Annotated in this window: 26 protein-coding genes (1 of these 26 only partly in view); 16 read left to right on the top strand and 10 right to left on the bottom strand. The window is 71.4% G+C overall.

The window, feature by feature from the left end:
* Nucleotides 1–64: 64 nt before the first annotated feature.
* The 3 genes from tyrS to ACODT5_RS26235 form a co-directional block, all read right to left on the bottom strand.
* The gene (gene tyrS / locus ACODT5_RS26245) at nt 65–1,330 is read right to left on the bottom strand and encodes a tyrosine--tRNA ligase (RefSeq protein WP_422521686.1); all 1,266 of its coding nucleotides are present in this window, start codon (nt 1,328–1,330) and stop codon (nt 65–67) included.
* Nucleotides 1,331–1,451: 121 nt separating this feature from the next.
* The gene (locus tag ACODT5_RS26240) at nt 1,452–2,852 is read right to left on the bottom strand and encodes a metallopeptidase TldD-related protein (RefSeq protein WP_422521685.1); all 1,401 of its coding nucleotides are present in this window, start codon (nt 2,850–2,852) and stop codon (nt 1,452–1,454) included.
* Nucleotides 2,849–4,435: a TldD/PmbA family protein gene (locus ACODT5_RS26235; protein ID WP_422521684.1), complete on the bottom strand. Its 1,587-nt coding sequence runs from the start codon at nt 4,433–4,435 to the stop codon at nt 2,849–2,851. Before ACODT5_RS26235 ends, ACODT5_RS26240 begins: the two co-directional genes overlap by 4 nt.
* A gap of 145 nt (nt 4,436–4,580) precedes the next feature.
* On the opposite strand from ACODT5_RS26235, the gene fabG reads away from it, so the two are divergent.
* The 3 genes from fabG to ACODT5_RS26220 all read left to right on the top strand — a co-directional run bounded on the left by fabG (nt 4,581) and on the right by ACODT5_RS26220 (nt 6,747).
* Entirely contained in the window at nt 4,581–5,300 is a 720-nt protein-coding gene (gene fabG / locus ACODT5_RS26230; RefSeq protein ID WP_422521683.1) for a 3-oxoacyl-[acyl-carrier-protein] reductase, read from the top strand.
* A 5-nt stretch (nt 5,301–5,305) separates the two neighbouring features.
* Nucleotides 5,306–6,079, top strand: coding sequence for an enoyl-ACP reductase FabI (fabI, locus tag ACODT5_RS26225; RefSeq protein ID WP_422521682.1), 774 nt, complete (start codon nt 5,306–5,308; stop codon nt 6,077–6,079).
* 224 nt (nt 6,080–6,303) lie between these two features.
* Entirely contained in the window at nt 6,304–6,747 is a 444-nt protein-coding gene (locus ACODT5_RS26220) for a hypothetical protein (RefSeq protein WP_422521681.1), read from the top strand.
* Here the strand turns inward: ACODT5_RS26220 and ACODT5_RS26215 are convergent.
* The gene (locus ACODT5_RS26215; protein ID WP_422521680.1) at nt 6,728–7,438 is read right to left on the bottom strand and encodes a FadR/GntR family transcriptional regulator; all 711 of its coding nucleotides are present in this window, start codon (nt 7,436–7,438) and stop codon (nt 6,728–6,730) included. The genes ACODT5_RS26220 and ACODT5_RS26215 overlap by 20 nt on opposite strands.
* Before the next feature lie 99 nt (nt 7,439–7,537).
* Between ACODT5_RS26215 and ACODT5_RS26210 the strand changes: the two genes are divergently transcribed.
* The 4 genes from ACODT5_RS26210 to ACODT5_RS26195 all read left to right on the top strand — a co-directional run bounded on the left by ACODT5_RS26210 (nt 7,538) and on the right by ACODT5_RS26195 (nt 9,967).
* The gene (locus ACODT5_RS26210) at nt 7,538–8,836 is read left to right on the top strand and encodes a CynX/NimT family MFS transporter (protein ID WP_422521679.1); all 1,299 of its coding nucleotides are present in this window, start codon (nt 7,538–7,540) and stop codon (nt 8,834–8,836) included.
* A 5-nt stretch (nt 8,837–8,841) separates the two neighbouring features.
* The gene (locus ACODT5_RS26205; RefSeq protein ID WP_422521678.1) at nt 8,842–8,961 is read left to right on the top strand and encodes an SGM_5486 family transporter-associated protein; all 120 of its coding nucleotides are present in this window, start codon (nt 8,842–8,844) and stop codon (nt 8,959–8,961) included.
* A 139-nt stretch (nt 8,962–9,100) separates the two neighbouring features.
* Nucleotides 9,101–9,316: a hypothetical protein gene (locus tag ACODT5_RS26200; protein WP_422521677.1), complete on the top strand. Its 216-nt coding sequence runs from the start codon at nt 9,101–9,103 to the stop codon at nt 9,314–9,316.
* 132 nt (nt 9,317–9,448) lie between these two features.
* Nucleotides 9,449–9,967, top strand: coding sequence for a SixA phosphatase family protein (locus tag ACODT5_RS26195; protein WP_422521676.1), 519 nt, complete (start codon nt 9,449–9,451; stop codon nt 9,965–9,967).
* Between the two features lie 109 nt (nt 9,968–10,076).
* Here the strand turns inward: ACODT5_RS26195 and serB are convergent, their stop codons facing one another.
* Entirely contained in the window at nt 10,077–11,276 is a 1,200-nt protein-coding gene (gene serB / locus ACODT5_RS26190; protein ID WP_422521675.1) for a phosphoserine phosphatase SerB, read from the bottom strand.
* A 453-nt stretch (nt 11,277–11,729) separates the two neighbouring features.
* Here serB and ACODT5_RS26185 point away from each other — a divergent pair, with 453 nt between their 5' ends.
* Nucleotides 11,730–14,249 carry an ABC transporter ATP-binding protein/permease gene (locus tag ACODT5_RS26185; RefSeq protein WP_422521674.1) on the top strand — a complete coding sequence of 840 codons (2,520 nt, stop codon included), beginning with the start codon at nt 11,730–11,732 and terminating at the stop codon, nt 14,247–14,249.
* Between the two features lie 108 nt (nt 14,250–14,357).
* Here ACODT5_RS26185 and ACODT5_RS26180 read toward each other — a convergent pair whose 3' ends face one another.
* Complete coding sequence (locus ACODT5_RS26180) at nt 14,358–15,065, bottom strand: transglycosylase SLT domain-containing protein (protein ID WP_422521673.1); 708 nt, start codon at nt 15,063–15,065, stop codon at nt 14,358–14,360.
* An 857-nt stretch (nt 15,066–15,922) separates the two neighbouring features.
* On the opposite strand from ACODT5_RS26180, the gene ACODT5_RS26175 reads away from it, so the two are divergent.
* The 3 genes from ACODT5_RS26175 to ACODT5_RS26165 all read left to right on the top strand — a co-directional run bounded on the left by ACODT5_RS26175 (nt 15,923) and on the right by ACODT5_RS26165 (nt 18,156).
* On the top strand, nt 15,923–17,080 hold the full coding sequence (locus ACODT5_RS26175; protein ID WP_422521672.1) for a GAF domain-containing sensor histidine kinase: 1,158 nt from the start codon (nt 15,923–15,925) through the stop codon (nt 17,078–17,080).
* 1 nt (nt 17,081) lies between these two features.
* The gene (locus ACODT5_RS26170; protein ID WP_422525042.1) at nt 17,082–17,732 is read left to right on the top strand and encodes a response regulator; all 651 of its coding nucleotides are present in this window, start codon (nt 17,082–17,084) and stop codon (nt 17,730–17,732) included.
* A gap of 178 nt (nt 17,733–17,910) precedes the next feature.
* A complete protein-coding gene (locus tag ACODT5_RS26165; protein ID WP_243338617.1) occupies nt 17,911–18,156 on the top strand; it encodes a chaplin in 246 nt (81 codons plus the stop codon).
* Nucleotides 18,157–19,065: 909 nt separating this feature from the next.
* Here ACODT5_RS26165 and ACODT5_RS26160 read toward each other — a convergent pair.
* Nucleotides 19,066–19,845 carry a hypothetical protein gene (locus ACODT5_RS26160; RefSeq protein WP_422521671.1) on the bottom strand — a complete coding sequence of 260 codons (780 nt, stop codon included), beginning with the start codon at nt 19,843–19,845 and terminating at the stop codon, nt 19,066–19,068.
* A gap of 142 nt (nt 19,846–19,987) precedes the next feature.
* Here ACODT5_RS26160 and ACODT5_RS26155 point away from each other — a divergent pair, with 142 nt between their 5' ends.
* The 4 genes from ACODT5_RS26155 (at nt 19,988) to ACODT5_RS26140 (ending at nt 23,309) form a co-directional block, all read left to right on the top strand.
* Entirely contained in the window at nt 19,988–20,782 is a 795-nt protein-coding gene (locus ACODT5_RS26155) for an ABC transporter ATP-binding protein (protein WP_327252042.1), read from the top strand.
* A 59-nt stretch (nt 20,783–20,841) separates the two neighbouring features.
* On the top strand, nt 20,842–21,273 hold the full coding sequence (locus ACODT5_RS26150; protein ID WP_422521670.1) for an NfeD family protein: 432 nt from the start codon (nt 20,842–20,844) through the stop codon (nt 21,271–21,273).
* A gap of 143 nt (nt 21,274–21,416) precedes the next feature.
* Nucleotides 21,417–22,412, top strand: a complete 996-nt coding sequence (locus ACODT5_RS26145) for an SPFH domain-containing protein (protein WP_385369631.1) — start codon at nt 21,417–21,419, stop codon at nt 22,410–22,412.
* A gap of 126 nt (nt 22,413–22,538) precedes the next feature.
* Complete coding sequence (locus ACODT5_RS26140) at nt 22,539–23,309, top strand: sulfite exporter TauE/SafE family protein (RefSeq protein ID WP_422521669.1); 771 nt, start codon at nt 22,539–22,541, stop codon at nt 23,307–23,309.
* A gap of 79 nt (nt 23,310–23,388) precedes the next feature.
* On the opposite strand, the gene ACODT5_RS26135 is transcribed toward ACODT5_RS26140, so the two are convergent.
* The 3 genes from ACODT5_RS26135 to ACODT5_RS26125 all read right to left on the bottom strand — a co-directional run bounded on the left by ACODT5_RS26135 (nt 23,389) and on the right by ACODT5_RS26125 (nt 25,452).
* Complete coding sequence (locus ACODT5_RS26135) at nt 23,389–23,892, bottom strand: HNH endonuclease (protein ID WP_385369627.1); 504 nt, start codon at nt 23,890–23,892, stop codon at nt 23,389–23,391.
* Between the two features lie 161 nt (nt 23,893–24,053).
* Nucleotides 24,054–24,587 (bottom strand): YbhB/YbcL family Raf kinase inhibitor-like protein, encoded by a 534-nt coding sequence (locus tag ACODT5_RS26130; RefSeq protein WP_422521668.1) that lies wholly within the window; start codon nt 24,585–24,587, stop codon nt 24,054–24,056.
* Nucleotides 24,588–24,669: 82 nt separating this feature from the next.
* Entirely contained in the window at nt 24,670–25,452 is a 783-nt protein-coding gene (locus tag ACODT5_RS26125) for a sporulation protein (protein WP_266909861.1), read from the bottom strand.
* Nucleotides 25,453–25,599: 147 nt separating this feature from the next.
* Here ACODT5_RS26125 and ACODT5_RS26120 point away from each other — a divergent pair, with 147 nt between their 5' ends.
* Nucleotides 25,600–25,962 carry the 5' portion of a DNA-3-methyladenine glycosylase gene (locus tag ACODT5_RS26120; protein WP_422521667.1) on the top strand. The gene runs 279 nt beyond the window's last position, so only the first 363 of its 642 coding nucleotides appear in the window; it begins with the start codon at nt 25,600–25,602; its stop codon lies beyond the right edge, outside the window.

Raw genomic sequence — 25,962 nt, 5'->3', positions numbered from 1 at the left:
GGACGATGCGTCCGGGCCGGCCCCTCCGTCGTGCCTGCGAGGTCCAGGGGTGGCGAGGCGGCGACTAGCCGGTGACCTCGACCGCCGCCAGGTTCTTCTTGCCGCGGCGCAGCACCAGCCAGCGCCCGTGCAGCAGGTCCTCCTTGGCGGGGACCGCGTCCTCGGAGACGACCTTCGCGTTGTTCACGTAGGCGCCGCCCTCCTTGACGGTCCGGCGCGCGGCCGACTTGCTCGCGACCAGCCCGGTCTCCGCCAGCAGGTCGACGACCAGACCCGGCTCCGCCACCTTCGCGTGCGGCAGCTCGGACAGGGCCGCGGCCAGGGTGGCCTCGTCCAGGTCCGCCAGCTCGCCCTGGCCGAACAGCGCCTTGGACGCCGCGATCACGGCCGCGCACTGGTCCGCGCCGTGCACCAGCGTGGTCAGCTCCTGCGCCAGCGCCCGCTGGGCGGCACGCGCCTGCGGCCGCTCGGCGGTCTGCGCCTCCAGCGCCTCCAGCTCCTCACGGGTCTGGAAGGACAGGATGCGCATGTAGGTGGAGACGTCCCGGTCGTCCACGTTCAGCCAGAACTGGTAGAACGCGTACGGGGTGGTCATCTCCGGGTCGAGCCAGACGGCGCCGCTCTCGGACTTGCCGAACTTGGTGCCGTCCGCCTTGACCATCAGCGGGGTCGCGATGGCGTGGACGTGCGCGTCCGGCTCCACCCGGTGGATCAGGTCGAGACCGGCCGTCAGGTTGCCCCACTGGTCGGACCCGCCCTGCTGGAGCACGCAGCCGTGCCGGCGGTACAGCTCCAGGAAGTCCATGCCCTGGAGCAGCTGGTAGCTGAACTCCGTGTAGCTGATGCCCTGGTCGGACTCCAGCCGCTTGGCGACCGAGTCCTTCGTCAGCATCTTGTTCACGCGGAAGTGCTTGCCGATGTCCCGGAGGAACTCGATGGCGGACATGCCCGCCGTCCAGTCCAGGTTGTTGACCATGACCGCAGCGTTCTCGCCCTCGAAGGACAGGAACGGCTCGATCTGGGTGCGCAGGCGCGTCACCCAGTTCGCGACGGTCTCCGGGTCGTTCAGGGTGCGCTCGGCGGTCGGGCGCGGGTCGCCGATCTGACCCGTGGCCCCGCCGACCAGCGCCAGCGGACGGTGGCCCGCCTGCTGGAGCCGGCGCACGGTGAGGACCTGCACCAGGTGCCCCACGTGCAGCGAGGCCGCCGTCGGGTCGAAGCCGCAATAGAACGTGACGGGACCGTCCGCGAACGCCTTGCGCAGCGCTTCTTCGTCGGTGGACTGGGCGAAGAGCCCGCGCCACTTCAGTTCGTCGACGATGTCCGTCACGGTTCTGGGTCTCCTTGAACGAGGTGGAACAGAAAGCTGAGGGCTTCCCCGCCAGTCTAGGCGGGGAAGCCCCGCACCTCTCACGCTTTGTTGATCCGTCCCGTTGGTCGGACGCCCTTGATCAGACTCCCTTGCTGACCGAGCTCATGTTGAAGTCCGGGATCCGCAGCGCCGGCATCGCGGTCCTGGTGAACCAGTCGTTCCATTCGCGCGGCAGGGTCTTCTCGGTCCGGCCGGCCTCCGAGGCCCGCGACAGCAGGTCCACGGGGGACTCGTTGAACCGGAAGTTGTTGACCTCGCCGACGACCTGGCCGTCCTCCACCAGGTAGACGCCGTCCCGGGTCAGTCCGGTGAGCAGCAGTGTCGCCGGGTCCACCTCGCGGATGTACCAGAGGCAGGTCAGCAGCAGCCCGCGCTCGGTGGCGGCCACCATCTCCTCCAGGGACTTCTCCCCGCCGGCGTCCAGGATCAGGTTCCCGAAGGAGGGGGAGACCGGCAGGCCGGTCAGCTCCGCGGTGTGCCGGGTCGTGGTCAGCCGGGCCAGCTCACCGTCCTTGATCCACTCGGTCGCCGGGACCGGCAGGCCGTTGTCGAAGACGGAGGCGTCGTCGCCGGAGCTGTGCGCGATCACGAACGGCGCGGACTCCAGGCCCGGAGCGTTCGGATCGCTGCGCAGGTTCAGCGGCAGCGGGGAGAGCCGCTCGCCGAGCCGGGTGCCGCCGCCGGGCTTGGAGAAGACCGTCCGGCCCTCCACCGCGTCCCGGGCCGCCGCCGACCACATCTGGTAGATCACCAGGTCGGCCACCGCCGTGGGCGGCAGCAGCGTCTCGTACCGCCCGGCCGGAAGGTCGATCTTCCGCTCCGCCCAGCCGAGCCGGACGGCCAGCTCCGCGTCCAGCGCGGTCGGGTCCACGTCCTTGAAGTCCCGGGTCGCGCGGCCGGCCCAGGCCGAGCGCTGGCGGTCCGGGGACTTGGCGTTGAGCTCCAGGGTGCCGTTGGGCTGGTCGTGGCGCAGGCGCAGCCCCGTGGAGGTGCCCACGTACGTGGACACCAGCTCGTGGTTGGCGAAGCCGTACAGCTCGCGGCCGCCCGCGCGGGCCCGGGCGAAGGCCTCGCCGAGGGCCGGGGCGAAGTCCGCGAACACCGCCGAGGAGGTCTCGGCGGGGGCGTCGGCGAAGTCGGGCGAGGAGGGGGTGCCGGTGACCAGCGGCCGTGCGTCCTCCGCCGGACCGGCGCCGCGGGCGGCCGCCTCGGCGGCCCGGACCAGCGGCTCCAGCTCCGCGGCGGTGACGGCGGAGCGCGAGACGACCCCCGAGGCCGTTCCTTCCTTGCCGTCGACGGTGGCGATGACCGTGAGGGTCCGGCCGCGGGTGACCCCGTTGGTGGTCAGGGCGTTGCCCGCCCAGCGCAGGTTCGCGCTCGACTCCTCGTCGGCGATGACGACGCAGCCGTCCGCGGTGGACAGCTCCAGCGCCCGCTCGACGATCTCGTGGGGCTTGGTGGTGCGACTCGACGAGGTCATCGTCCGGCCTCCTGCGTGGTGTTCAAGATGTTCACGTCGCGGAACAGCGCGGACGGGCAGCCGTGCGAGACCGCCGCGACCTGGCCCGGCTGGGCCTTGCCGCAGTTGAAGGCGCCGCCCAGGACGTAGGTCTGCGGACCGCCGACCTTCTCCATCGAGCCCCAGAACTCCGTGGTCGTGGCCTGGTAGGCGACGTCGCGGAGCTGTCCGGCGAGCTTCCCGTTCTCGATGCGGAAGAAGCGCTGCCCGGTGAACTGGAAGTTGTAGCGCTGCATGTCGATGGACCAGGAGCGGTCGCCGACCACGTAGATCCCGCGTTCCACCCCGCCGATCAGGTCCTCGGTGGAGAGCCCGCCCGGATCCGGCTGGAGCGAGACGTTCGCCATGCGCTGGACGGGCACGTGCCCGGGGGAGTCGGCGTAGGCGCAGCCGTTGGAGCGGCCGAGGCCGGTCAGCTTCGCGATGCGGCGGTCCGTCTGGTAGCCGGCCAGGGTGCCGTCCTTGACCAGGTCCCAGCTCTGGGCCTCGACGCCCTCGTCGTCGTACCCGATGGTGGCCAGCCCGTGCTCGGCCGTCCGGTCGCCCGTCACGTTCATGATCGGGGAGCCGTAGGCGAGCTTGCCCAGCTGGTCGAAGGTGGCGAAGGAGGTCCCGGCGTACGCGGCCTCGTAGCCCAGCGCCCGGTCCAGCTCGGTGGCGTGGCCGATCGACTCGTGGATGGTGAGCCACAGGTTGGACGGGTCCACGACCAGGTCGTAGCGCCCGGCCTCGACGCTCGGCGCCCGCATCTTCTCGGCGAGCAGCCCGGGGATCGCCTCCAGCTCGGCGTTCCAGTCCCACCCGGTGCCCGTCAGGTACTCCCAGCCGCGCCCGGCCGGCGGGGCGATGGTCCGCATCGAGTCGAACTCGCCGGTGTCCGCGTTCACGGCGACGGCGGTCAGCTGCGGGTGGATGCGGACCCGCTGCTGGGTGGTGGAGGTGCCGGCGGTGTCGGCGTAGAACTTGTTCTCGTGGACCGCGAGCAGCGAGGCGTCCACGTGGGCCACCCCGTCGGCCGCCAGGAGACGCGCGCTGAAGTCGGCGAGCAGCGCGGCCTTCTCCGTGTCGGGCACCTCGAAGGGGTTCACGTCGTAGGCGGAGATCCAGGTCTTGTCGGCGTGCACCGGCTCGGAGGCGAGCTCGACCCTCCCCCAGCTACCGCTGGGGGTGCCCCCGGTCCGACCGGCCGCCTTGATGATCTGGGCGGAGAGCTTCGCCATGGCCACGGCCTGCGAGGCCACCTTGGCGGCGGCGTCCATGGTCAGGTCCACACCGGAGGCGAAGCCCCAGCTCCCCCCGTGCACCACGCGGACCGCGAAGCCGAGGTCGGTGGTGTCGGACCCGCCGGAGGGCTTGGCATCACGCAGCCGCCAGGAGGCGCTGCGGATCCGTTCCAGGCGGAAATCGGCATGATCGGCGCCCAGCGCGCGGGCCCGCGCGAGCGCCGCGTCGGCCAGCGCCCGCAAGGGCAGCGCGGTGAAGGCCGCGTCGATGGAATGGGGCACGGAGGTCCTCCCGGGGGTCTGGACAGCAGGCACGATCATGTCGCGTCGCGGCTTGCCGTGCCTACATCTTTCTGTAGGGACTCGACAGAGCCCGTGCCGAGGCCCTGTCGGAGCCGATTCCCCGGAAGGGGTAGTTGACCTATAGGTTTTTGGTATTCAGACCGCTAGTCGAAAGGGTGATCCGTTGAGCCGCTCGGTTCTCGTCACCGGAGGTAACCGGGGCATCGGCCTCGCCATCGCCCGAGCCTTCGCGGAAGCGGGGGACAAGGTCGCGATCACGTACCGGTCGGGCGAGCCCCCCGCTGAGCTCACGGCCCTCGGTGTGCTGGCGGTCCGCTGCGACATCACCGACTCCGACCAGGTCGACCAGGCGTACAAGCAGGTCGAGGACGCCCACGGTGCGGTCGAGGTCCTCGTGGCCAATGCCGGCATCACCAAGGACACGCTGCTGATGCGCATGTCCGAGGACGATTTCGCCTCGGTCGTGGACACCAACCTCACCGGCACCTTCCGCGTGGTCAAGCGCGCGAACCGCGGCATGCTCCGCGCCAAGAAGGGCCGCGTCGTCCTGATCTCCTCGGTCGTCGGCCTCCTCGGCTCGGCCGGCCAGGCCAACTACGCCGCCTCCAAGGCGGCGCTGGTCGGCTTCGCGCGTTCCCTCGCCCGTGAGCTGGGCTCCCGCAACATCACCTTCAACGTCGTCGCGCCCGGCTTCGTGGACACCGACATGACGAAGGTGCTCACGGACGAGCAGCGGGCCGGCATCGTCGGCCAGGTGCCCCTGGGCCGCTACGCGCGGCCCGAGGAGATCGCGGCCGCGGTCAGCTTCCTGGCGTCCGACAACGCCGCGTACATCACTGGTGCCGTCATTCCCGTTGACGGCGGATTGGGCATGGGTCACTGATCACCATGAGCGGAATTCTCGACGGCAAGCGCCTCCTCGTCTCCGGGGTGCTGATGGAGTCCTCCATCGCCTTCCACGTCGCCAAGCTGGCCCAGGAGCAGGGCGCCGAGGTCATCCTCACCGCGTTCCCGCGTCCGACGCTGACCGAGCGCATCGCCAAGAAGCTGCCCAAGCCGGTCAAGGTGATCGAGCTCGACGTCACCAACGACGAGCACCTGGCCCGCCTGGAGGGTCTCGTCCGCGCGGAGCTCGGCGGCCTCGACGGCGTCGTCCACTCCATCGGCTTCGCGCCGCAGGACGCGCTCGGCGGCAACTTCCTGAACACTCCGTTCGAGTCGGTCGCCACCGCCATGCACGTCTCGGCGTTCTCGCTGAAGTCGCTGACCATGGCCTGCAAGCCGCTCTTCCCGGAGAACGAGGGCGCCTCGGTCGTCGGCCTCACCTTCGACGCGCAGTTCGCCTGGCCGCAGTACGACTGGATGGGCCCGGCCAAGGCCGCGCTGGAGGCCACAAGCCGCTACCTCGCCCGCGACCTGGGCAAGGAGAAGATCCGCTGCAACCTGATCTCGGCGGGTCCGCTCGGCTCGATGGCCGCGAAGTCCATCCCGGGCTTCTCCGACCTGGCGGACGTCTGGAACCACCGCTCCCCGATGGAGTGGGACATGTCGGACCCGGAGCCGGCGGCCAAGGGCGTCGTCGCCCTGCTGTCGGACTGGTTCCCCAGCACCACCGGCGAGATCATCCACGTCGACGGCGGCCTGCACGCGATGGGTGCCTGACCTCCCCGGTCCGGCCCCTGTTCCATCCGTACGGCGGCGGCCGCGTCTCCCCTCCCGGGAGGCGCGGCCGCCGCCGTTTCGGTGTGCGCCGCGGGGACCGTACGGGGCGACTCGATCAGATGTCCGCCCCCGGGCCGGATCTTCCCGAGTCGAAAATCAGGACATTTGCCTGCAAACTGGGCCCGTCGGGATCTTCCCGGCTCCTGCGGGGAGGAGGTACGGGAGTGCGCGCGAGGCGGAGCCGAGCGGTATCCCTGCTGGTCACCTCGGTGGTCCTGACCGGATTCCTGCTCCCGGGAGCCGTCGCGCGGGACGAGGTGCCCGCCCCGGCGTCCGGAACGGCGTCCGGTACGGACGTCCACGCCCCGGCCGTGGTCGACCTGGCCCAGGTCCCCGCAGAACCGCCCGTACAGCCCGCACGCCCCGCCGCCCGGGAACTCTTCGGAGCGGACTGCGACACCGAGATCGACGGCTCGCAGGTGGTGGCGTTCTGCCACAACGCCTACCCGCAGACCGATCTCGTCCGCCTGCACGTGGAGTGCGACCGCTGGTGGGACGTCGACGGGGACGGAGCCGCCGTGGCCCTCGGCCCGGCCGGCCGGGTGGAGCTCTCAGGTCGCTGCTGGAAGGAAGTCCGCTCCGCCTGGGTCAGCCACCAGCGGCAGTGACCCCGGCGGGCCGCCCCCGCCCCTCCTCGGCCAGGCAGACGAACGGATAGCCGGCCGCCTCCGAGGCCGCCGCGTCCCCGTCCCCGCGCCGGATCGCCTCGATCAGGCGCCCGTGGTCCAGGTGCGCGGCGGGATCCAGCTCCGTGCCCACGTCGGTGCGCAGCCAGTCGGCCACCAGATCACCGAGGTCCGCGTACAGCTCGATGAGCACCTCGTTGTGCGAGGCCGCCACCACCGCCATGTGCAGGGCCACGTCCGCCGCGATGAACGGCTCCGCGTCCCCGCCCGACCAGGCCTCCTCGCGCCGCGCCAGCAGCGCGTCCAGCTGTACGAGGTCCCGCGCCGTCCGCCGCTCCGCCGCCAGCCGGGCCGCCGAGGACTCCAGCGTCGAGCGCAGCTCCGCGATGTGCCGGGGGTCGGCGCCGGCGAAGCGGCGGTGCATGACCCCGGCCAGCTCGCTGGTGGCGATGACGTAGGTCCCCGAGCCCTGGCGGATGTCCAGGAGGCCGTTGTGCGCGAGGGCCCGGACGGCCTCGCGCACGGTGTTGCGGGCGACGCCCAGCAGCTCCACGAGCTCCGGCTCGGTGGGGATGCGGGAGCCCACGGGCCATTCGCCGGTGGTGATCTGGTTCCGGAGCTGGGCGATCACCTGGTCGACGAGCGCGGATCGCCGGGGCGAGGTCAGCGGCATGCGGTCGGGGTTCCTCTCGGGGCGGGCGCGATGTGGGTGACGGGAACGATACGGCTGCGGGGTGGACAACCAATCATCCCATGATTCTATGATGGTTGAATGTCCGACGAAGAAGTCCAGATCCTGAACCGGCCCCCGGCCGCGGGCACGGCCACCCCGCACCCCCTTCCCGCCGCCGCCTCCCCGCAGCCGGCGTGGCTCGGACCCGTGCTCCTCGTCGGCATCGTGCTGGCCGCCCTCAACCTGCGGCCCGCCATCACCAGCCTCGGCGCCCTGTTCGAGGAGACCCGCGAGGGCCTCGGCATGAGCGGCGCCGTCGCCGGACTCATCACCTCCGTACCCGCCCTGTGCTTCGCCGTCTTCGGCGTCACCGCGCCCCGGCTCTCCCGCCGCTTCGGCCCGGCCGCCGTCGTCTGCGCCGGCATGGCCGCCGTCGCCGCGGGCCTGCTGATCCGGCCCTTCGCCACCAACGCCGCCGGGTTCCTCGCGGCCAGCGCCCTGACCCTGGCGGGCATAGCCCTGACCAACGTGCTCCTGCCGGTGATCGTCAAGCGCTGGTTCCCCGACCGGGTCGGCACCATGACCGGGCTCTACTCCATGGCCCTGGCCGCCGGCACCTCGCTCGCCGCGGCGGCGACCGTCCCGCTGACCCAGGCCCTCGGCGGCAGCTGGCGCACCGGCCTGCTGATCTGGGCCCTCCTCGCCCTGGCGGCCGTCGTGCCCTGGCTGCCCATCGCCGCGGCCGCCCGCAAGGAGAAGGCTGCGGCCACGGCCGGCGGGGCACCGGCCGTCCGGGCCGACGCCGGGCCGAGCGTCGTGCGCAGCCGCACGGCATGGGCCCTCGCCTGCTACTTCGGACTCCAGGCCACGGGCGCGTACATCACCATGGGCTGGCTCCCGCAGATCTTCCGCGACGCCGGGGTCTCCGCCTCCACCGCGGGCATCCTGCTCGCGGTCACCATGGTCATGGGCGTCCCGCTCGCCTTCATCATCCCGGGCCTGGCGGGCCGGATGAAGAACCAGGGCCCCATCGCGGTCGTCCTCGGCCTCTTCGGGCTCGCCGGCTACCTCGGGCTCTACTTCGCCCCCGCCGCCGGGGCATGGGCCTGGGTCATCATGCTCGGCATCTCCAACTGCGCCTTCCCGCTCGTCATCACGATGATCGGACTGCGCGCCAAGTCCCCGGCCGGCGTGGTCAAGCTCTCCGCCTTCGCCCAGAGCACCGGGTACCTCATCTCCATCCCCGGACCGCTCGTCATCGGCGTCCTCTACCAGCACAGCGGCGGCTGGGACCTGCCCCTCGCCCTGATGGCAGGTCTGCTCGTCCCGCAGATCGCGCTCGGCGTGCTGGCGGGCCGGGACCGCACGATCGAGGACGAATGCGGCATGCGAGACTGATCGGCATGTCGCCCGTACTTGAACCGAACCCCCAGAACGGCCACCGCAAGCTCGGCCTCGTGCTGGGCGCGATGCTGCTCGTGACCGTGATCATCTCCGTCGTCGCGACCCTCGCCTCGCCGTAGGGGGTGGGGTTAACCCCCCAACCCCTAGGGGGTCAGGCTCAGGGACATCTGGGGTGCGTCCCGGATGGGAACCGCCTGCTCGAATCCTTAGATTCGAAGAGCAAGAGCGAGCCCGTCCGACCACCCCACGGAGGCGGCCATGTCGGCCCCCACGCACCTGGCCCCCGGCCGCCCGTCCGCTTCCCGCGCCGCCGGGGCCGACGCCCGGCTGCCCTGGTGGGCGCTCGCCCTGCCCGCCCTGGCCTTCGGCCTCCTGCTCATACTCCTCGCCGGATCCGGCCAGGCCCACGCCGCCTCCGGCGAAGGCTCCGCCCTCGTCCAGGTCACCGAACGGCTGCTGAGCGCCGTCGGCTGACGTGGCGCCAGCCACCGGACCCCACCCGCGCCGCCGGTGCGCCGGGGCGCGCCCCACGCACCCCACACCTGGGGGTGACGGCCCCCTCAACACCCTGCGCCCCGTGGCTCGATTCATGCGAAGCTGGGAGTCATGAGCGCCGACACACCCCGCAGGATCGTCCTCCTCCGGCACGCCAAGGCCGAATGGTCGGACGGCACGGACCACGACCGCCCCCTGGCGGAGCGCGGCCGTCACGACGCCCCGGCCGCGGGCCAGAAACTGGCCCAGACCGGCATCACCTTCGACCTGGCCCTCTGCTCCAGCGCGGCCCGGACCAGGGAGACCTGGAAGCTGGCCGTCCAGGAGCTGCCGCACCGGCCGAAGACCACGTACGAGGAACGGCTCTACGAGGCCTCCCTGGGCGAGCTCATCGCCCTGGTCAACGAGACCTCCGACGACGTGAAGAACCTCCTGGTCATCGGCCACAACCCCGGCATGCACGCGCTGGCGGACGCCCTCGCCGGGAGCGCGCAGGGCGACGTGCTGGCCCGGATGAACCGCAGCGGCTTCCCGACCTCCGGGATCGCCGTGGTCTCCTTCACCGGCCCGTGGAAGTCCGTGGAGCACGGCGTGGGCACCCTGCTGGACTTCTGGACCCCGCACGCCTGACACGCACCCCCCGACGACCAAGACGACGGAGCGGGCCCCGGCACTGTGGAAGTGCCGGGGCCCGCTCCGTCGTCTTGGTCGTCGGGGCGCCGTGGTTCGGCCGCGTCCGTCACGCCAGGTCGGCGGCCTCGACCTCTTCGCGGGTGATGCCGAGCAGGTACAGCACGGCGTCCAGGAAGGGCACGTTCACCGCGGTGTGCGCGGCCTCGCGGACCACCGGCTTGGCGCAGAAGGCCACGCCCAGCCCGGCCGCGTTCAGCATGTCCAGGTCGTTGGCACCGTCACCGATGGCCACCGTCTGGGCCAGCGGTACGCCGGCCTCCGCGGCGAAGCGGCGCAGCAGCCGGGCCTTGCCGGCCCGGTCCACGATCTCGCCGGTGACCTTGCCCGTCAGCTTGCCGTCGACGATCTCCAGGGTGTTGGCCGAGGCGAAGTCCAGCCCGAGCCGCTCCCGCAGATCGTCCGTCACCTGAGTGAACCCGCCGGAGACCACGCCCACCTGGTACCCGAGCCGCTTGAGGGTACGGATCAGCGTCCGGGCGCCCGGGGTGAGGCGCACCTCGGAGCGGACCTTGTCCACCACGGAGGCGTCCAGCCCGGCCAGCAGCGCGACCCGGGCGTGCAGCGACTGCTCGAAGTCCAGCTCCCCGCGCATGGCCCGCTCGGTCACCTCGGCGACCTCGGCCTCGCAGCCGGCGTGCGCGGCGAACAGCTCGATGACCTCGTCCTGGATCAGGGTCGAGTCCACGTCCATGACGACGAGGCGCTGTGCCCGCCGGTGCAGCCCGGCCGAGACCACGGCCACGTCGACGCCGATCTGCGCGGCGGCGGTGGCCAGCGCGGTGCGCAGCGGCTCGGTCGCGGTGCCGGAGACGGCGAACTCCACGGCCGTCACCGGATACTTCGCGAGGCGGAAGATGCGGTCGATGTTGCCGCCGGTCGCGGTGATCCGCGCGGCGATGGCAGCCGTGGACTCGGCGGTGAGCGGATGCCCGAGCACGGTGACGTGCGAACGGCCACTGCCGCGCGGCCGGTTGTCACCGGTGCCGGAGAGGATCTCGGCCTGCAGCTTGAGGGACTCGGCCCAGCTGTGGACGGTGGCCCGCAGCTCGCCCTCGGTGCCGGCGGTCGGGTGGGTGACGAGGGCGCACAGGACGATGCGGCCCCGGGTGACGACCTGCTCGATGTCGACGACGTCGACGGAGTAGGCGGCGAGGGTGTCGAACAGCCCGGCGGTGATCCCGGGACGGTCCTTGCCGAAGATCTTGACGAGGAGGGTGGGGACGTCGGAGGTCTGCGAAGCGCTCATGGTGCCTTCACCGTATCTCCCCGGCCCGCGCCCACGGAGCCCCGTCCCACCTGGCGGAACCGTTTCGCTCCGTACGGACGTGCGGGGGCCACCCGGTGGACGTGTGAAGGTCGCGCGGTGGCCATGGGCGGGCCCGGGAGCGGGCGTGTGGAGATCCGGCGACGGGGTGCGCCCGACGGCCGGAGGCCACGCGCGGGATTCGGGAGGGGGAGGGCCGGGAGCGCGCCCGCCCGACGGGCCGAAGCGATGCTTGGCCCGGCCGGGGGATGCCGGAGCGTCCCGAAACGCACCTTCCGGGGCGCTTTCGACCCCCTCGGCGGGCCTCGCGGGACGCCGCCACGTGGCCCGGATTCCCCTTGTGGCCGTGCGCCTGAAATAGTTCCCCCGGATGTTCGCCATCCCTAGACTCCCTGACGTCATGGGGGATTCTCGGGGGACTTAAGTGGGGCTGGAGTGCCGGAACTCGTACTGGAATTGAATGGAAGGACCTGGACGCTCGATCCGTCCAGGTCGTACTCGCTGGGGCGCGACCCCCAGGGAGACGTGGTGATCGATGACGCCCGGGTGTCGTGGCGGCACGCCACCATCACCTGGAACGGGCGGGGTTGGGGAATCGAGGACCACGGCAGCACCAACGGCACGTACGTGCACGGGGCCAGGGTCCAGCAGGCCGAGCTCGTACCCGGTACGCCGGTGCACCTGGGCAACGCCACCGACGGGCCGCGACTGAATCCCGTCGCGGGCGCGGCCGCGGCCGCCCCGGCGCCGCAGCAGGCAGCGCCGCAGCAGGCGTACGCGCAGCAGGGACAGCCGCAGCAGCAGGCGCAGCAGCAGCCCTGGGAGCAGCAGGTCCAGCAGGCCCCGCCGTTCCCGCAGCAGCAGGCCCAGCAGCAGCACCAGGCGCAGCCCTTCCCGCAGCAGCAGCAGCCGGGCGGCGGCGGCACCCCGGGCTACGGCGACCACCGCAGCCCGACGACGTTCCACCAGCTCGCGCTGGGCCACGTCATGCGCATCGGCCGTGCGCTGGAGAACGAGCTGGTGGTCTCCGACCTCCAGGTCTCGCGCCACCACGCGGAGTTCCACTCGATGCCGGGCGGCCGCTTCGAGATCCGCGACCTCGGCAGCCACAACGGCACCTACGTCAACGGCCAGCCGCTGGCGAAGTCGGGCACCGCGCTGCTCGGCCCGAACGACATCGTCGGCGTCGGCCACTCGACCTTCCGGATCGTCGGCGACCGCCTCGAGGAGTTCGTCGACACCGGTGACGTCTCCTTCTCGGCCCGCCACCTCACGGTCACGGTCGACGGCGGCAAGCAGATCCTCAAGGACGTCACCTTCGGCGTCCCGGAGAAGTCGCTGATCGGCGTCATCGGCCCCTCGGGCTCCGGCAAGTCGACGCTCCTCAAGGCGCTGACCGGCTACCGCCCGGCCAACCAGGGCGACGTCCTCTACGACAACCGCAACCTGTACAAGCAGTTCGCGGAGCTCCGCCAGCGCATCGGCCTGGTCCCGCAGGACGACATCCTGCACAAGGAGCTGAAGGTCAGCACCGCCCTGAAGTACGCGGCCAAGCTCCGCTTCCCGGGCGACACCGCCGAGTCCGAGCGCGCCGCCCGCATCAACGAGGTCCTGCGCGAGCTCAAGCTCGACATCCACAAGGACAAGAAGATCACCTCGCTCTCGGGCGGCCAGCGCAAGCGCGTGTCCGTGGCCCTGGAGCTGCTGACCAAGCCCTCGCTGATCTTCCTGGACGAGCCCACCTCGGGTCTGGACCCGGGCATGGACCGCGATGTCATGCAGCTGCTGCGCGGCCTCGCCGACGACGGCCGCACGGTCCTCGTCGTCACGCACTCGGTCGCCGAGCTGGCCATCTGCGACAAGCTGCTGGTCATGGCCCCGGGCGGCTCGGTCGCGTACTTCGGCCCGCCGGACGAGGCGCTGAACTTCTTCGGCTACACCACCTGGGCCGACGTGTTCTCCGCCTTCGAGAGCTACCGCGACTACGACTGGGCCGGCCGCTGGAAGGGCTCGCAGCACTTCCAGCTCTACGCCGCCGACATCGACGCGGTCGCCCCGCAGTCGGTGCAGCCCGCCATGCAGCAGACCCGGCCGCCGAAGCCGCAGGGCTGGGGCTCCCAGCTCTGGACGCTGATGCGCCGCTACATGTCGGTCATCGCGTCCGACAAGGGCTTCATCGGTCTGATGCTGATCCTCCCGGCGGTCCTCGGCGTGGTCTCCGTCGTCATCCCCGCGAAGTTCGGACTCGCGCCGCCCGTGGCGCCGTCCCGCTTCAACGGCGACGCCGGCACGATCATGCTGATCCTCGCGGTCGGCATGTGCTTCTCGGGCGCCGCGAACTCGGTCCGCGAGCTGATCAAGGAACGCGTGATCTACGAGCGCGAGCGCGCGACCGGCCTGTCCCGGTCCGCGTACCTCGCGTCGAAGGTGATCGTCCTCGGGTTCATCACGGCCATCCAGGGCGTGATCATCTGCGCGATCGGCTTCTACCCGCGCGACCTGCCCGCCGAGGGTCTGCTGATGCCGCCGGCCGTGGAGATCTGCCTGTCGGTCATCGCGCTCGGCTTCACCTCCATGATGTTCGGCCTGGTGATCTCCTCGCTGGTGAAGACCGCCGAGAAGACCATGCCGCTGCTCGTGATGTTCGCGATCGTCCAGGTCGTCTTCACCGGCATCCTCTTCCAGGTCTACGACTCTCCGGGCCTGGAGCAGTTCGCCTGGCTGATGCCGTCCCGCTGGGCCATCGCCGCCGCCGGCACCACGCTGAACCTCGGCGTGCTCATGCCGCCGTGGGACGCGGAGAACCCGACCAACACCGACCCGCTCTGGGACGCCACGGCCGGTCAGTGGGGCCTGAACATCACGATCCTGCTGCTCATCGGCGTCGCCTGCGGCTTCGCCGTGCAGCGCCTGCTGCGCCGCCACGAGCCCGAGGTCATGCGCGCCGGCAAGTAGGCGCAGGGTTCCGCGTACGCACGCGGGCACGCACGAACGCCTCAGGGCGGCTCCGGAACACCGGGGCCGCCCTGAGGCGCATGGGGGGCTGGGGAGGACGCCAGAGGCCTAGTAGGCGCTGTTGACGTTGTCCATGGAGCCGTAGCGGTCGGCCGCGTAGTTGCAGGCGGCGACGATGTTGGCGACCGGGTCGTACTGGTCGAACTTGGTGCCCTTGACGTGGTACGCCTTGAAGGTCGGGGCGATGACCTGGAGCAGACCCTTGCTGGGGATGCCGTTCTGGGCGTTGATGTCCCAGTTGTTGATCGCCAGCGGGTTACCGCTGGACTCGCGCATGATGTTCTTGTGGATCCCGGCGTAGGTGCCCGGAATGCCCTCCTTCTTCATGATGAAGAGGGCTTCCTTGATCCAGCCGTCCAGGTTGTTCGCGAAGACCGGCGTACGGGTCGCGGAACGGCTGGCGGCCGCCTTCTTCTCGCGGTCCTTCTTCGCGTCCGCCTCGGCCTTGGCCTTGGCGGCAGAGTCCTTGGCGGCCTTCGCGGCCTTGGCGTCCTTCGCGACCTTGGCCTGCTGGCCCGCGACGACCTGCTGAACGGTGAGGTGCTGCTGCACGGCCTGCGCCTGCGCACCGTCGACGACCTTGGACCAGGCGACGGGAGCAGCGGCGACGGCCGTCTGCGTCTCGGCGGCGTTGGCCGGTACGAGGGAGAAGGCGAGGGCGGCGGCGCCCAGGGTGGCTACACCGGCGATGGAAAGCTTGTGCGCCTTCGTCATCGTCAGACGACGACTGTGGCCGGGAGTGCTGGTCTCGGTCATGCGTAGCAACCTCTTCGAATAGCGGGGGCCGCAGGAAAGCGCCTGCCGGATCCGAGATCCGCGGCGCTGTGCGGCGAGAGCAATTCTTAGCGGCGGCAAAATCCTGTGGCAAAGGTGTGACGTACGATCCCGCTTAGTGGATCAGGGGCCGGAGCCGAGCCCCGAATTCGGGGACCGGCGTACGCGAGCCAGCGCTAACAGCGCCCTTATTCGTCCACTAGGGAGCTTCGTAAGTGATGTGCGTCCTATGTGCGGGGTCACATCGGGCACGTATCAATCTCACCAACCGTTGCTCCCGCAATCCGCTCAGTGACCGTTCTCATCCCTGAGTAGCAGAAGAACGTCCGGGAACTCATGCCAGAGGTACAGATTCGCTACAGCGGGCCGGTACCCGCGCGGTACGAGGCCTCGCCCGACGGCGCCGGCAGGCCCTCCGGCCGCCGGGCGACCGGGCCGCAGGGCCCGGCGGAATGTCCCTTATATACAGTCCCTTCTCCCGTACCCCCGAGCGCCCACCGCGCCCTCCCCGCTCCACCCCGGCCGGCCCCCGCCCCGCACACCGGCCGCCCGGGAGCCGCCCCCGGCCGCCGCCCACGGCACGGGACCTACGCCGGGACCTAGGCCGTCTTTTTCGGATCGTGCCGGGCCCGCGCCGCCCGGCACCGCACCTCGCCGCGCTGCCGGGGCACCCGAGTACGTCCAGTACGCGGGAGCCCCGGCAGCGCGCCGAGGCACGGCACCGGACGACGCGGACCTGACCGACAAGATCCGAAAGAGACGACCTAGGCCGCCACCCGCGCGAGGCCTACGTCCCCGGCCCGATCCGCCCGCCCCGGAGCCGCGAGTACCGTGAGGCCATGCACTCCGGACCCCGAGGCCCCCGCGGCGGCGGCCTGGCCGCCGTGAGCACCGCGCTGCTCGCCATGAGCCGCCGGCTGGAGGTCCGCGACGTGCTGCGCACGATCGTCGCCTCGGCCCGCGAGCTGCTCGACGCCGAGTACGCGGCCCTGGGCGTCCCGGACGACCACGGCGGCTTCGCCCAGTTCGTCGTGGACGGCATCAGCGAGGAGCGGTGGCGCGCGATCGGCCCGCTGCCCCGCCAGCACGGCATCCTCGCCGCGATGCTCCACCAGGACGGCCCCGAGCGGCTGGCCGACGTCCGCGAGGACCCCCGCTTCGGGGGCTGGCCCGCCGCCCACCCCGACATGTCCGACTTCCTCGGGCTGCCGGTCCGGGACGGCGAGGAGACCCTCGGCGCCCTCTTCCTCGCGAACAAACGGAGCGTCCCGGGCGGCAAGCGGGGCTTCACCGACGAGGACGAGGAGCTCCTCTCCCTCCTCGCCCAGCACGCGGCGATCGCCCTCACCAACGCCCGCCTCTACGAGCGCAGCCGCGAGCTGACCATCGCCGAGGAGCGCTCCCGCCTGGCCCACGAGCTGCACGACGCGGTCAGCCAGAAGCTCTTCTCCCTCCGCCTGACCGCGCAGGCCGCCGCCGCCCTGGTGGACCGCGACCCGGCCCGCGCCAAGGAGGAGCTCCAGCAGGTCGCCGCCCTCGCGGCCGAGGCCGCCGACGAACTGCGCGCCGCCGTCACCGAGCTCCGCCCCGCCGCCCTGGACGAGGACGGCCTGATCGCCACCCTCCGGGGCCAGGTCCGCGTCCTGGACCGGGCCCACACCGCACACGTCACCTTCACATGCGACGGCGTACGGGCCCTGCCCGCGGCCCAGGAGGAAGCGGTCCTGCGCGTGGCCCAGGAGGCCCTGCACAACGCCCTGCGCCACTCGGCGGGCGACCGGATCGACGTCACCCTGACCCGCCGGGAGACCGGAGGAGCCCTGCTCCGCGTGACCGACGACGGAACCGGCTTCTCCCCTCCCACCGTCCGCCGGGCGGGCCGCCACCTCGGCCTGGTCTCGATGAGGGACCGGGCCGCGGGCGTCGGCGGCCACCTCACCGTGCGCTCCGAGCCCGGCACCGGCACCACGATCGAACTGGAGGTACCCGGTGGCTGACATGCCGGGCCGTAGCGGCCGCGTCAGGGTGTTGCTCGTGGACGACCACCAGGTGGTCCGGCGGGGCCTGCGCACCTTCCTGGAGGTCCAGGACGACATCGAGGTGGTCGGCGAGGCGGCCGACGGCGAGGAGGGCATCGACCGCGCCGAGGAGCTGGGCCCCGACGTCATCCTGATGGACATCAAGATGCCGGGCACCGACGGCATCGAGGCACTGCGCAGGCTGCGCACGCTGGAGAACCCCGCACGCGTGCTGATCGTCACCAGCTTCACCGAGCAGCGCACGGTGGTGCCCGCCCTGCGCGCGGGCGCGGCCGGTTACGTGTACAAGGACATCGACCCCGACGCCCTCGCCGCAGCCATCCGCTCGGTGCACGCGGGCCACGTCCTCCTCCAGCCGGAGGTCGCCGGAGCCCTGCTCGCCGAGGAGGCCCCCGGCCCGTCGTCCGGCCGCGGCGGCAACCTGACGGACCGCGAGCGCGAAGTGCTGCTCCACATAGCGGACGGGCGCTCGAACCGGGAGATCGCCCGCGCGCTCGTCCTGTCGGAGAAGACGGTGAAGACGCACGTCTCGAACATCCTGATGAAGCTGGACCTCGCGGACCGTACGCAGGCGGCGCTGTGGGCGGTCAGACACGGCATGGCGCAGTGACTGGTCAGATGCAGTGACTGGTCAGGTGCAGTGACTGGTCAGTGCGGTGACTCACACGGGCGTTGATTCATCCGGTCGGGTGCATGTAGCCCACATGGCGCATCCCGTTCGTCGGATGAGCGTTCTTCATGACGTGCCGCGGCGGCTGGCCGCGGCAGACGTACTGGAGGACGAGAACGTGAAGAACTTCAAGAAGGCCACCGCCGTCACCATGATCGCGGGCGGCCTCCTCGCCGCCGGCGCGGGTGTCTCGTCGGCGCACGGCGGTGCGTCGGCGGAGGGCGAGGCCCTGAACTCGCCCGGCGTGGCCGCGGGGAACCAGCTCCAGCTCCCCGTCCACATCCCCGCGAACGTGGTGGGCAACTCGGTCAACGTGATCGGCCTGCTCAACGGCGCCTGGGGCAACACGGGCGTCAACAACTGACCCCTTTTTCACGCGCTGCTCGCACTACACGCCTTTTTGACGCGGCGCTCACACTGCTCCGCAGGCTTCGCCCCGCTGCGCCGGCCTCCGACCGGCGGAGCAGTCGGGCCCGCAGAGCGGCCCCGCGCAGCGGCCACACACCTCGGCCCCGCTTCCCCCCTCTCCCTGGGAAGCGGGGCCGACACCTTTCCGCCACGACCGGCCCACTCAGGCGGCCCGCCAGAACACCGCTGCCCGCAGCCACCCACGCGGCACCAATCCCCTCGGCCGCCGACGCCGACGGCCGCCACCCGGGCCGCACCACTCCGGCCCGGGGAGCGCGGCGCCACCCAGGCCGCACCACTCTTGCCCCTGGGGCTGTCGGCGCGGACTGCCGCCACCTGCGCGGGACCACTCCGGCCTCGGGAGGGCGGAGCTGCCCACCGCCACCAAGGCTGGGTCTTGGCGGCCCCTCGGCAGTCGGGGCAGGCTGCCGCCGCCCACGCCGGACCAGTCCGGCTTCGGGTGTGCGGCGTCGCCTACCGCCACCCAGGCGGCACCACTTCTGCCCCTCGGGCTGTCGGCGCGGGCTGCCGCCACCTGCGCCGGACCACCCCGGCCCCGGGAGTGCAGCGCTGCCCACTGCCGCCCAGGCCGCACTGATCCAGCCCCTCGGTAGCCGGTGCCTGCTGTCGCCGTCGGCGCCGGGCCAATCCCCGCCCCTCGGCAGTCCGCGCTGGCTGCCGCCGCCCGCGCCGGGCAATTCCGCTCGCCCAGGGGAGACCGCACCCGCTGCCCTGCCGGCGCAGCCGGGCAAATCCAGCCTCGCCGGCGTTTGAGGCGCGGGGTCTGGGGCGGCACCCCAGAAGGCCCGGCGCAGCCGGGGGCGCTCGCGGGGCGGCGCCGCACCCAGATCCCCCCACCCCGCGGCTAGCGGTACCGCTCCTCAACGGCCGAGTTGTACGCCGCGACCAGCGCCCGCCGAGCGACCCGCTCCACGGGCCGCAAGGCCTCCGCCCGCGCGGCCATCTCCGACGCGGCCACCGCCGCCCCGTGCCCCCGCTCGGTCGCCAGCGACACCATCAGGTCCACCCGCTGCGCCAGCGAGAGGACCCGTACCGCCCGCGAGGGATATCCCGGCGCCAGCGCGTCCCGCCCGGCCTCCGTCCGCGCCCGGTACGCGGACAGCGCCGCCTCCGCGACCGGCCCGGATCCCGCCACGTCCAGCCGGGTCAGCACCACCGTGGCCTCTATCAGCGCCTCCGCCAGTTCCCGCTCCGCCTCGCTCAGCGACGGCACGTCCGCCGGCGGGGCCTCCCGTACCGGCAGGCAGTGCCAGGTCACCGACACGTGCACATCACCCGCGGGCCCGGCCTCGTGGACCTCCGGGACCAGCCCGACCGCCGCGCCCACCGCGACGACCGCCTCCTCCGCGTCCAGCGCCCTCGCGTTGAACTCCGGCGGCCCGCTCAGCCCCAGCGGATGCCCGGGCGCCGGGAGCGCGATCCGCAGCCCGGTCACCCCCAGCACCCGCAGCCGGCCCAGCGCCAGGGTGAGACCCACCGGGCCGGATTCCCCGGGCAGTCCCTCCACCCGGTGCACGGAGTCCTCGCCCACGATCGACAACACGGCCTCGTCGGGCGAGACGAGACCGGCCAGCAGAGCGTTCCCCCAGGCGGCCAGCCGCCCGGAACGCGGTTCGAAAAGCATCCCCCTACTTTACGGACGGCCCCCCGGACCCGGGCCCGCGCCCGGAGCCCTCCCCGAGTGGCGTAGGTTTTCCCCTGGGGCTGCGCCCACGGACGGGGCGGCGCACAGACGAACCAAGACTGCAAGGGGAGACAACACGCTCATGAGCGATGTTCTGGAGCTGGTGGACGTATCCGTGGTCCGCGAGGGCCGGGCTCTGGTGGACCAGGTCTCCTGGTCGGTCAAGGAGGGGGAGCGCTGGGTGATCCTCGGCCCCAACGGCGCCGGCAAGACCACGCTGCTGAACCTCGCCTCCAGCTACCTCTTCCCCACCAAGGGTTCCGCCACCATCCTCGGCAGCACCCTCGGCAAGGTGGACGTCTTCGAGCTGCGCCCCCGCATCGGCATGGCCGGCATCGCGATGGCCGACAAGCTGCCCAGGCGCCAGACCGTGCTGGAGACCGTCCTCACCGCCGCGTACGGCATGACGGCCACCTGGCAGGAGGAGTACGAGGAGATCGACGAGCAGCGCGCCCGCGCCTTCCTCGACCGCCTCGGCATGACGCCCTACCTCGACCGGAAGTTCGGCACCCTCTCCGAGGGCGAGCGCAAGCGCACCCTGATCGCCCGCGCGCTGATGACCGACCCCGAGCTGCTGCTGCTCGACGAGCCCGCCGCCGGCCTCGACCTCGGCGGCCGCGAGGACCTCGTACGACGCCTCGGCCGGCTCGCCCGCGATCCGCTCGCCCCGTCGATGATCATGGTCACGCACCACGTCGAGGAGATCGCCCCCGGCTTCACCCACGTCCTGATGATCCGTCAGGGCAAGGTGGTCGCGGCCGGACCCATCGACCTCGAACTGACCTCCCGCAACCTCTCCCTCTGCTTCGGCCTGCCGCTCGTCGTCGAGCGCAACGACAGCGACCGCTGGACCGCCCAGGGCCTGCCCCTGCGGTAGTTCGCGCCGGGGCCCCCGCACCCTGTCCGGACCGCGCCCACCCGACCTACCATGACCATGTGGACATCGACGCGTGGGTGTGGTGGCTCATCGGCGCGGTCGGACTGGGCATTCCCCTGGTCCTGACCGCGATGCCCGAGTTCGGCATGTTCGCCGCCGGAGCGGTGGCGGCCGCCGTGACGGCGGCCCTCGGCGGTGAAGTGGTCGCCCAAGTCCTGGTCTTCGTGGCCGTGTCGGTCGCGCTCATCGCGGTCGTCCGCCCGATCGCGAACCGGCACCGCAACCAGAAACCCCAACACCGCAGCGGGATCGACGCGTTGAGGGGCCGCAGCGCCGTGGTCCTGGAACGCGTGGACGCGGGCGGCGGCGGCCGGATCAAGCTCGCGGGGGAGATCTGGTCGGCGCGCTCCCTCGACGCGGACATCACCTTCGAACCGGGCCAGTCCGTCGACGTCGTCGAGATCGACGGGGCGACCGCCGTCGTCATGTGACGAACCAGCACGTGAGCAACTCGCCTGTGTGCAAGCACATGTGGGCAAACACATGTGGGCAAGCAGCCGACCCGCGGCCCCGGGGTCTGCGAGACTCCGCTGAACGGGGCAGCACAGACAGCCGGAAGGGCACGGGGAACCGCATGCAACCGATCATCATCGTTCTGATCATTCTGGTGGTTCTGGTCTTCATCGCACTGGTCAAGACGATCCAGGTGATCCCGCAGGCCAGCGCCGCCATCGTCGAGCGATTCGGCCGCTACACCCGCACCCTCAACGCGGGCCTCAACATCGTCGTCCCGTTCATCGACTCGATCCGCAACCGGATCGACCTCCGCGAGCAGGTCGTCCCCTTCCCGCCGCAGCCCGTCATCACCCAGGACAACCTCGTCGTCAACATCGACACGGTCATCTACTACCAGGTGACCGACGCCCGCGCCGCGACGTACGAGGTGGCCAGCTACATCCAGGCCATCGAGCAGCTCACCGTCACCACGCTCCGCAACATCATCGGCGGCATGGACCTGGAGCGGACCCTGACCTCCCGCGAGGAGATCAACGCGGCCCTGCGCGGAGTCCTCGACGAGGCCACCGGCAAGTGGGGCATCCGCGTCAACCGCGTCGAGCTGAAGGCCATCGAGCCGCCGACCTCCATCCAGGACTCGATGGAGAAGCAGATGCGCGCCGACCGCGACAAGCGCGCCGCGATCCTCCAGGCCGAAGGTGTCCGCCAGTCCGAGATCCTGCGCGCCGAGGGCGAGAAGCAGTCCTCCATCCTGCGCGCGGAAGGTGACGCCAAGGCCGCGGCCCTGCGCGCCGAGGGCGAGGCGCAGGCCATCCGTACGGTCTTCGAGTCCATCCACGCCGGCGACGCCGACCAGAAGCTGCTCGCCTACCAGTACCTCCAGATGCTCCCGAAGCTCGCCGAAGGCGACGCCAACAAGCTCTGGATCGTCCCGAGCGAGATCGGCGACGCCCTCAAGGGCCTCTCCGGAGCGATGGGCAACTTCGGCCCGATGGGCGCCGCCTCCGGCTTCAACCCGCAGAACGTCGGCAAGGACGGCGGCGCCGGCGGCGGGATCCCCGCCGCCCGAGACAAGGACGCCGCGGAACGCCGCGAGCAGCCCCCCATCGACTGATCGGCTCGAACGGCCTGATCGGCCCGAACGGAACGAAGGGGCCGTCCCCTCCGGCATGATCAGTGAGGCCCCCCGACCTTCACGGCGGGGAGGCGACTCACTCATGCAAAGGGGACGACCCCTCCCATGTCCATCTGGGAATCACTCGCGGTCTTCGCGGCCGGCATCGGCGCCGGCACCATCAACACCATCGTCGGTTCCGGCACCCTGATCACCTTCCCGGTGCTGCTGGCCACCGGCCTGCCGCCGGTCACGGCCAACGTCTCCAACACCCTCGGCCTCGTGCCCGGTTCCATCAGCGGAGCCATCGGCTACCGCAAGGAGCTCCAGGGCCAGCGCGCCCGCATCATCCGGCTCGGCGCCGTCTCCCTCGTCGGCGGACTCGCCGGCGCGATCCTGCTCCTCACCCTGCCGTCGGACTCCTTCGACACGATCGTGCCGGTCCTGATCGGCCTGGCCCTCGTCCTCGTCGTCTTCCAGCCCCGGCTCGCCGCCGCCCTGCGCAAGCGCCAGGAGGCAGCGGGCGGAGACACCGGCCACCCCGACGGCGGCCCGCTGCTGCTGTCGGGCATGCTGCTCTCGAGCGCGTACGGGGGCTACTTCGGCGCCGCCCAAGGCGTGCTCTACCTCGGCCTCATGGGCCTGCTGCTCCGCGAGGACCTCCAGCGGATCAACGCGGTGAAGAACGTCGTCGCGGCGATGGTGAACGGCATCGCGGCCGTCTTCTTCCTCTTCGTCGCCGAGTTCGACTGGACGGCCGTCCTGCTCATCGCCGTCGGCTCCACCATCGGCGGCCAGCTCGGCGCCAAGGTCGGCCGCCGCCTGCCGCCCACCGTGCTGCGCGCCGTCATCGTGACCGTCGGGATCATCGCGATCGTCCAGCTGCTACTCCGCTGAGCGACGTAGAAAACGTACGTCGCCCAGCGGAGCCGCTTACCCGGCAGGACGAGCCTGCGCTACGAGATCACCCGCGGCCCTACGCGGACCGCTCCAGCCACTCCGGCAGGGCCTCCCGCCCGCCCACCCCCAGCGCGAGCAGCATGGCGTCCCCCGGCGAGGGAACGAAGGGCTTCCGGAGGAGCGGCATCCCCGCCTCCTCCGGAGTCCGGGCCGCCTTGCGGTGGTTGTCCTCGGAGCAGGAGGCCACCGTGTTCAGCCAGGTGTCCCCACCGCCCTGCGCCCGCGGAAGCACGTGGTCCACGGTCGTCGCGCGCTTCCCGCAGTAGGCGCACCGGTGTTGGTCCCGGATCAACACCCCCCTCCGTGACCAGGGAGCATGTCTCCGGAAGGGCACCCGGACGTACCTGCAGAGTCTGATCACCCGCGGCAACGGAAGATCCATCGTGGCCGCGCGCACACGGAACTCGGGATGCGCCTGTTCGACCACGGCCTTGTCCTGGAGCACCAGGACCACGGCCCGGTTCATCGTCACCGTCGACAGCGGCTCGAAGCTCGCGTTCAGCACCAGCGTGTCCCGCATCTCGCCCACCTCCCGTGTGCAGGCCCGCGACCACCCTGGCGGCAGGGCCCGCAACCACTCTGGTCGCGCGCGCCACGCGGGACAACGCAATAAAAATGCCCGGTCCTGGTCGTCTTTAGACCAGGACCGGGCTAACGCTCGGAAAACGAAGAGCGGAACACTCAGCCCGCGGGAGCCTCGTACTCCCCGATGAGCTGCGCACGCCCCAGCGTGTGGAACCGCAGATTGAACCCGACGACGGCCGGAGACACGTCAGCTCCGGGACCGAGCTTCTCCTCGTCCACCGCGTACACGGTGAACACGTAACGGTGCCGCTCCCCGGCCGGGGGAGCAGCCCCGCCGAAGTCCTGGGTGCCGTAGTCGTTGCGCACGTGCACGGCCCCGGCGGGCAGCCCCTCGAACTTCCCGGAGCCCGCCCCCGCCGGCAGCTCGGTGACCGAGACCGGCAGATCGAAGAGCACCCAGTGCCAGAACCCGCTCCCCGTCGGCGCGTCCGGGTCGAAGCAGGTCACGGCGAAGGACTTCGTCGACTCCGGGAACCCCTCCCACCGCAGGTGCGGGGATACGTTCCCACCGGCCAGCACCTGGGCGGACCCCAGATCGGCCCCGGGCTCCAGGTCCGCACTGCTCACGGTGAAAGCGTGCACCGCCGGATGGAAAGCGTGGGGGAGCGGCGCCCTGCTCTGCTCGGCCACTGCGGAACCTCCTACTGGATCGAGTCGACGCTGACCGTTACCTGTACACCGGTCGCCGTACCGGCACCGAGCCTAGATCCGCTCAGAGCCAGTTGCGCTGCGAACCCACCGACGAGATCCACTGGTTCAGGTAGGCCGCCCAGTCCGTGCCCTGGTAGGACTGCAGCCCCACCTGGAAGCAGCGGAAGGTGTCGCTGCCCTCGCTGAACAGACCCGGCTTCTTGTCCATCTCCAGGACGACGTCCATCTCGCGCCCGTCGGAGACGAAGGTCAGCTCGACCTGGTTCAGCCCCCGGTACTGCGACGGCGGCAGGAACTCGATCTCCTGGTAGAACGGCAGCGTCTGCCGCGTCCCGCGGATGTGCCCGCGCTCCATGTCCGCACTGCGGAAGGAGAAGCCCAGCTGCGTGAAGGCGTCGAGGATCGCCTGCTGCGCCGGCACCGGGTGCACGTTGATCGCGTCGAGGTCGCCGGCGTCCACCGCGCGCGCGATCTCCAGCTCCGTGCTGACCCCGATGTTCATCCCGGGCAGCTGACGCCCCCCGAAGTGGGTGATCGGCGTCTCCCAGGGGATCTCCAGGCCGAACGGCACCACGTGCAGGGCGCCCGCCTGCACCTGGAAGGCACCGCCGAGACGCTGCTTGGTGAAGACCACGTCCTGCTTGTACTCCTGGTCGTTGCCCTCCACCTCCACCCGCGCCTGGAGCCCGACGGACAGCCCCTCGATCTGCTGCTCCACGGATCCGCCCTGGATCCGGACCTCGCCCTGGACGATCCCGCCCGGCACGACGTTCGGCTCGGTGATGACCGTGTCGACCGAAGCACCACCGGCACCCAGGCTCGCGAACAGCTTCCTGAACCCCATGCTCTGACTCCCCTATACGACGTGCTCGAAAAAGTTCTGCTCGACAAGACCCGCGCGACCGCGCGCGGCACTACCTCTGCATACCTCTACAAACGCGGAACCTTAGGCCCCGGTTGCAGGAGTACGCAGTCCACTACGCTCGACTGGATGAGCGCGCGCCCCGACCGTACGCCCCTGTCCCGGTCCTTCTTCGACCGCCCGGTCCTCACCGTGGCCCCGGACCTCCTCGGCCGCACCCTGGTCCGCCGCACCCCGGACGGCCCGCTGGAACTGCGCATCACGGAGGTGGAGGCGTACGAGGGGGAAGCCGACCCCGGCTCCCACGCCTACCGCGGCCGGACGGCGCGCAACGCGTCGATGTTCGGTCCCCCCGGACACGCGTACGTCTACTTCATCTACGGCATGTGGTTCAGCCTCAACGTGGTCTGCGGCCCCCCGGGCCACGCGAGCGGAGTCCTGCTCCGGGCCGGGGAGATCACCGTGGGTGCGGATCTTGCCCGCAAACGCCGA

This window comes from Streptomyces tatrensis, from assembly GCF_049310065.1.
Classification (GTDB): domain Bacteria; phylum Actinomycetota; class Actinomycetes; order Streptomycetales; family Streptomycetaceae; genus Streptomyces.
Note: the sequence above shows the minus strand (reverse complement) of the source record. Positions and strands in the feature narration are given on the sequence as shown.

Bases quoted from the DNA above. Each gene is read 5' to 3' on its own strand.
- ACODT5_RS26140 (WP_422521669.1), top strand. From the start codon at position 22,539: ATGTCCATCTGGGAATCACTCGCGGTCTTCGCGGCCGGCATCGGCGCC.
- ACODT5_RS26135 (WP_385369627.1), bottom strand. From the start codon at position 23,892: ATGCGGGACACGCTGGTGCTGAACGCGAGCTTCGAGCCGCTGTCGACG.
- ACODT5_RS26170 (WP_422525042.1), top strand. From the start codon at position 17,082: ATGCCGGGCCGTAGCGGCCGCGTCAGGGTGTTGCTCGTGGACGACCAC.
- ACODT5_RS26200 (WP_422521677.1), top strand. From the start codon at position 9,101: ATGTCGGCCCCCACGCACCTGGCCCCCGGCCGCCCGTCCGCTTCCCGC.
- ACODT5_RS26215 (WP_422521680.1), bottom strand. From the start codon at position 7,438: ATGCCGCTGACCTCGCCCCGGCGATCCGCGCTCGTCGACCAGGTGATC.
- ACODT5_RS26235 (WP_422521684.1), bottom strand. From the start codon at position 4,435: ATGATCGTGCCTGCTGTCCAGACCCCCGGGAGGACCTCCGTGCCCCAT.
- ACODT5_RS26145 (WP_385369631.1), top strand. From the start codon at position 21,417: ATGCAACCGATCATCATCGTTCTGATCATTCTGGTGGTTCTGGTCTTC.
- serB (WP_422521675.1), bottom strand. From the start codon at position 11,276: ATGAGCGCTTCGCAGACCTCCGACGTCCCCACCCTCCTCGTCAAGATC.
- ACODT5_RS26210 (WP_422521679.1), top strand. From the start codon at position 7,538: ATGTCCGACGAAGAAGTCCAGATCCTGAACCGGCCCCCGGCCGCGGGC.
- fabI (WP_422521682.1), top strand. From the start codon at position 5,306: ATGAGCGGAATTCTCGACGGCAAGCGCCTCCTCGTCTCCGGGGTGCTG.
- ACODT5_RS26205 (WP_422521678.1), top strand. From the start codon at position 8,842: ATGTCGCCCGTACTTGAACCGAACCCCCAGAACGGCCACCGCAAGCTC.
- ACODT5_RS26195 (WP_422521676.1), top strand. From the start codon at position 9,449: ATGAGCGCCGACACACCCCGCAGGATCGTCCTCCTCCGGCACGCCAAG.
- ACODT5_RS26240 (WP_422521685.1), bottom strand. From the start codon at position 2,852: ATGACCTCGTCGAGTCGCACCACCAAGCCCCACGAGATCGTCGAGCGG.
- ACODT5_RS26125 (WP_266909861.1), bottom strand. From the start codon at position 25,452: ATGGGGTTCAGGAAGCTGTTCGCGAGCCTGGGTGCCGGTGGTGCTTCG.
- ACODT5_RS26155 (WP_327252042.1), top strand. From the start codon at position 19,988: ATGAGCGATGTTCTGGAGCTGGTGGACGTATCCGTGGTCCGCGAGGGC.
- ACODT5_RS26180 (WP_422521673.1), bottom strand. From the start codon at position 15,065: ATGACCGAGACCAGCACTCCCGGCCACAGTCGTCGTCTGACGATGACG.
- ACODT5_RS26160 (WP_422521671.1), bottom strand. From the start codon at position 19,845: ATGCTTTTCGAACCGCGTTCCGGGCGGCTGGCCGCCTGGGGGAACGCT.
- ACODT5_RS26175 (WP_422521672.1), top strand. From the start codon at position 15,923: ATGCACTCCGGACCCCGAGGCCCCCGCGGCGGCGGCCTGGCCGCCGTG.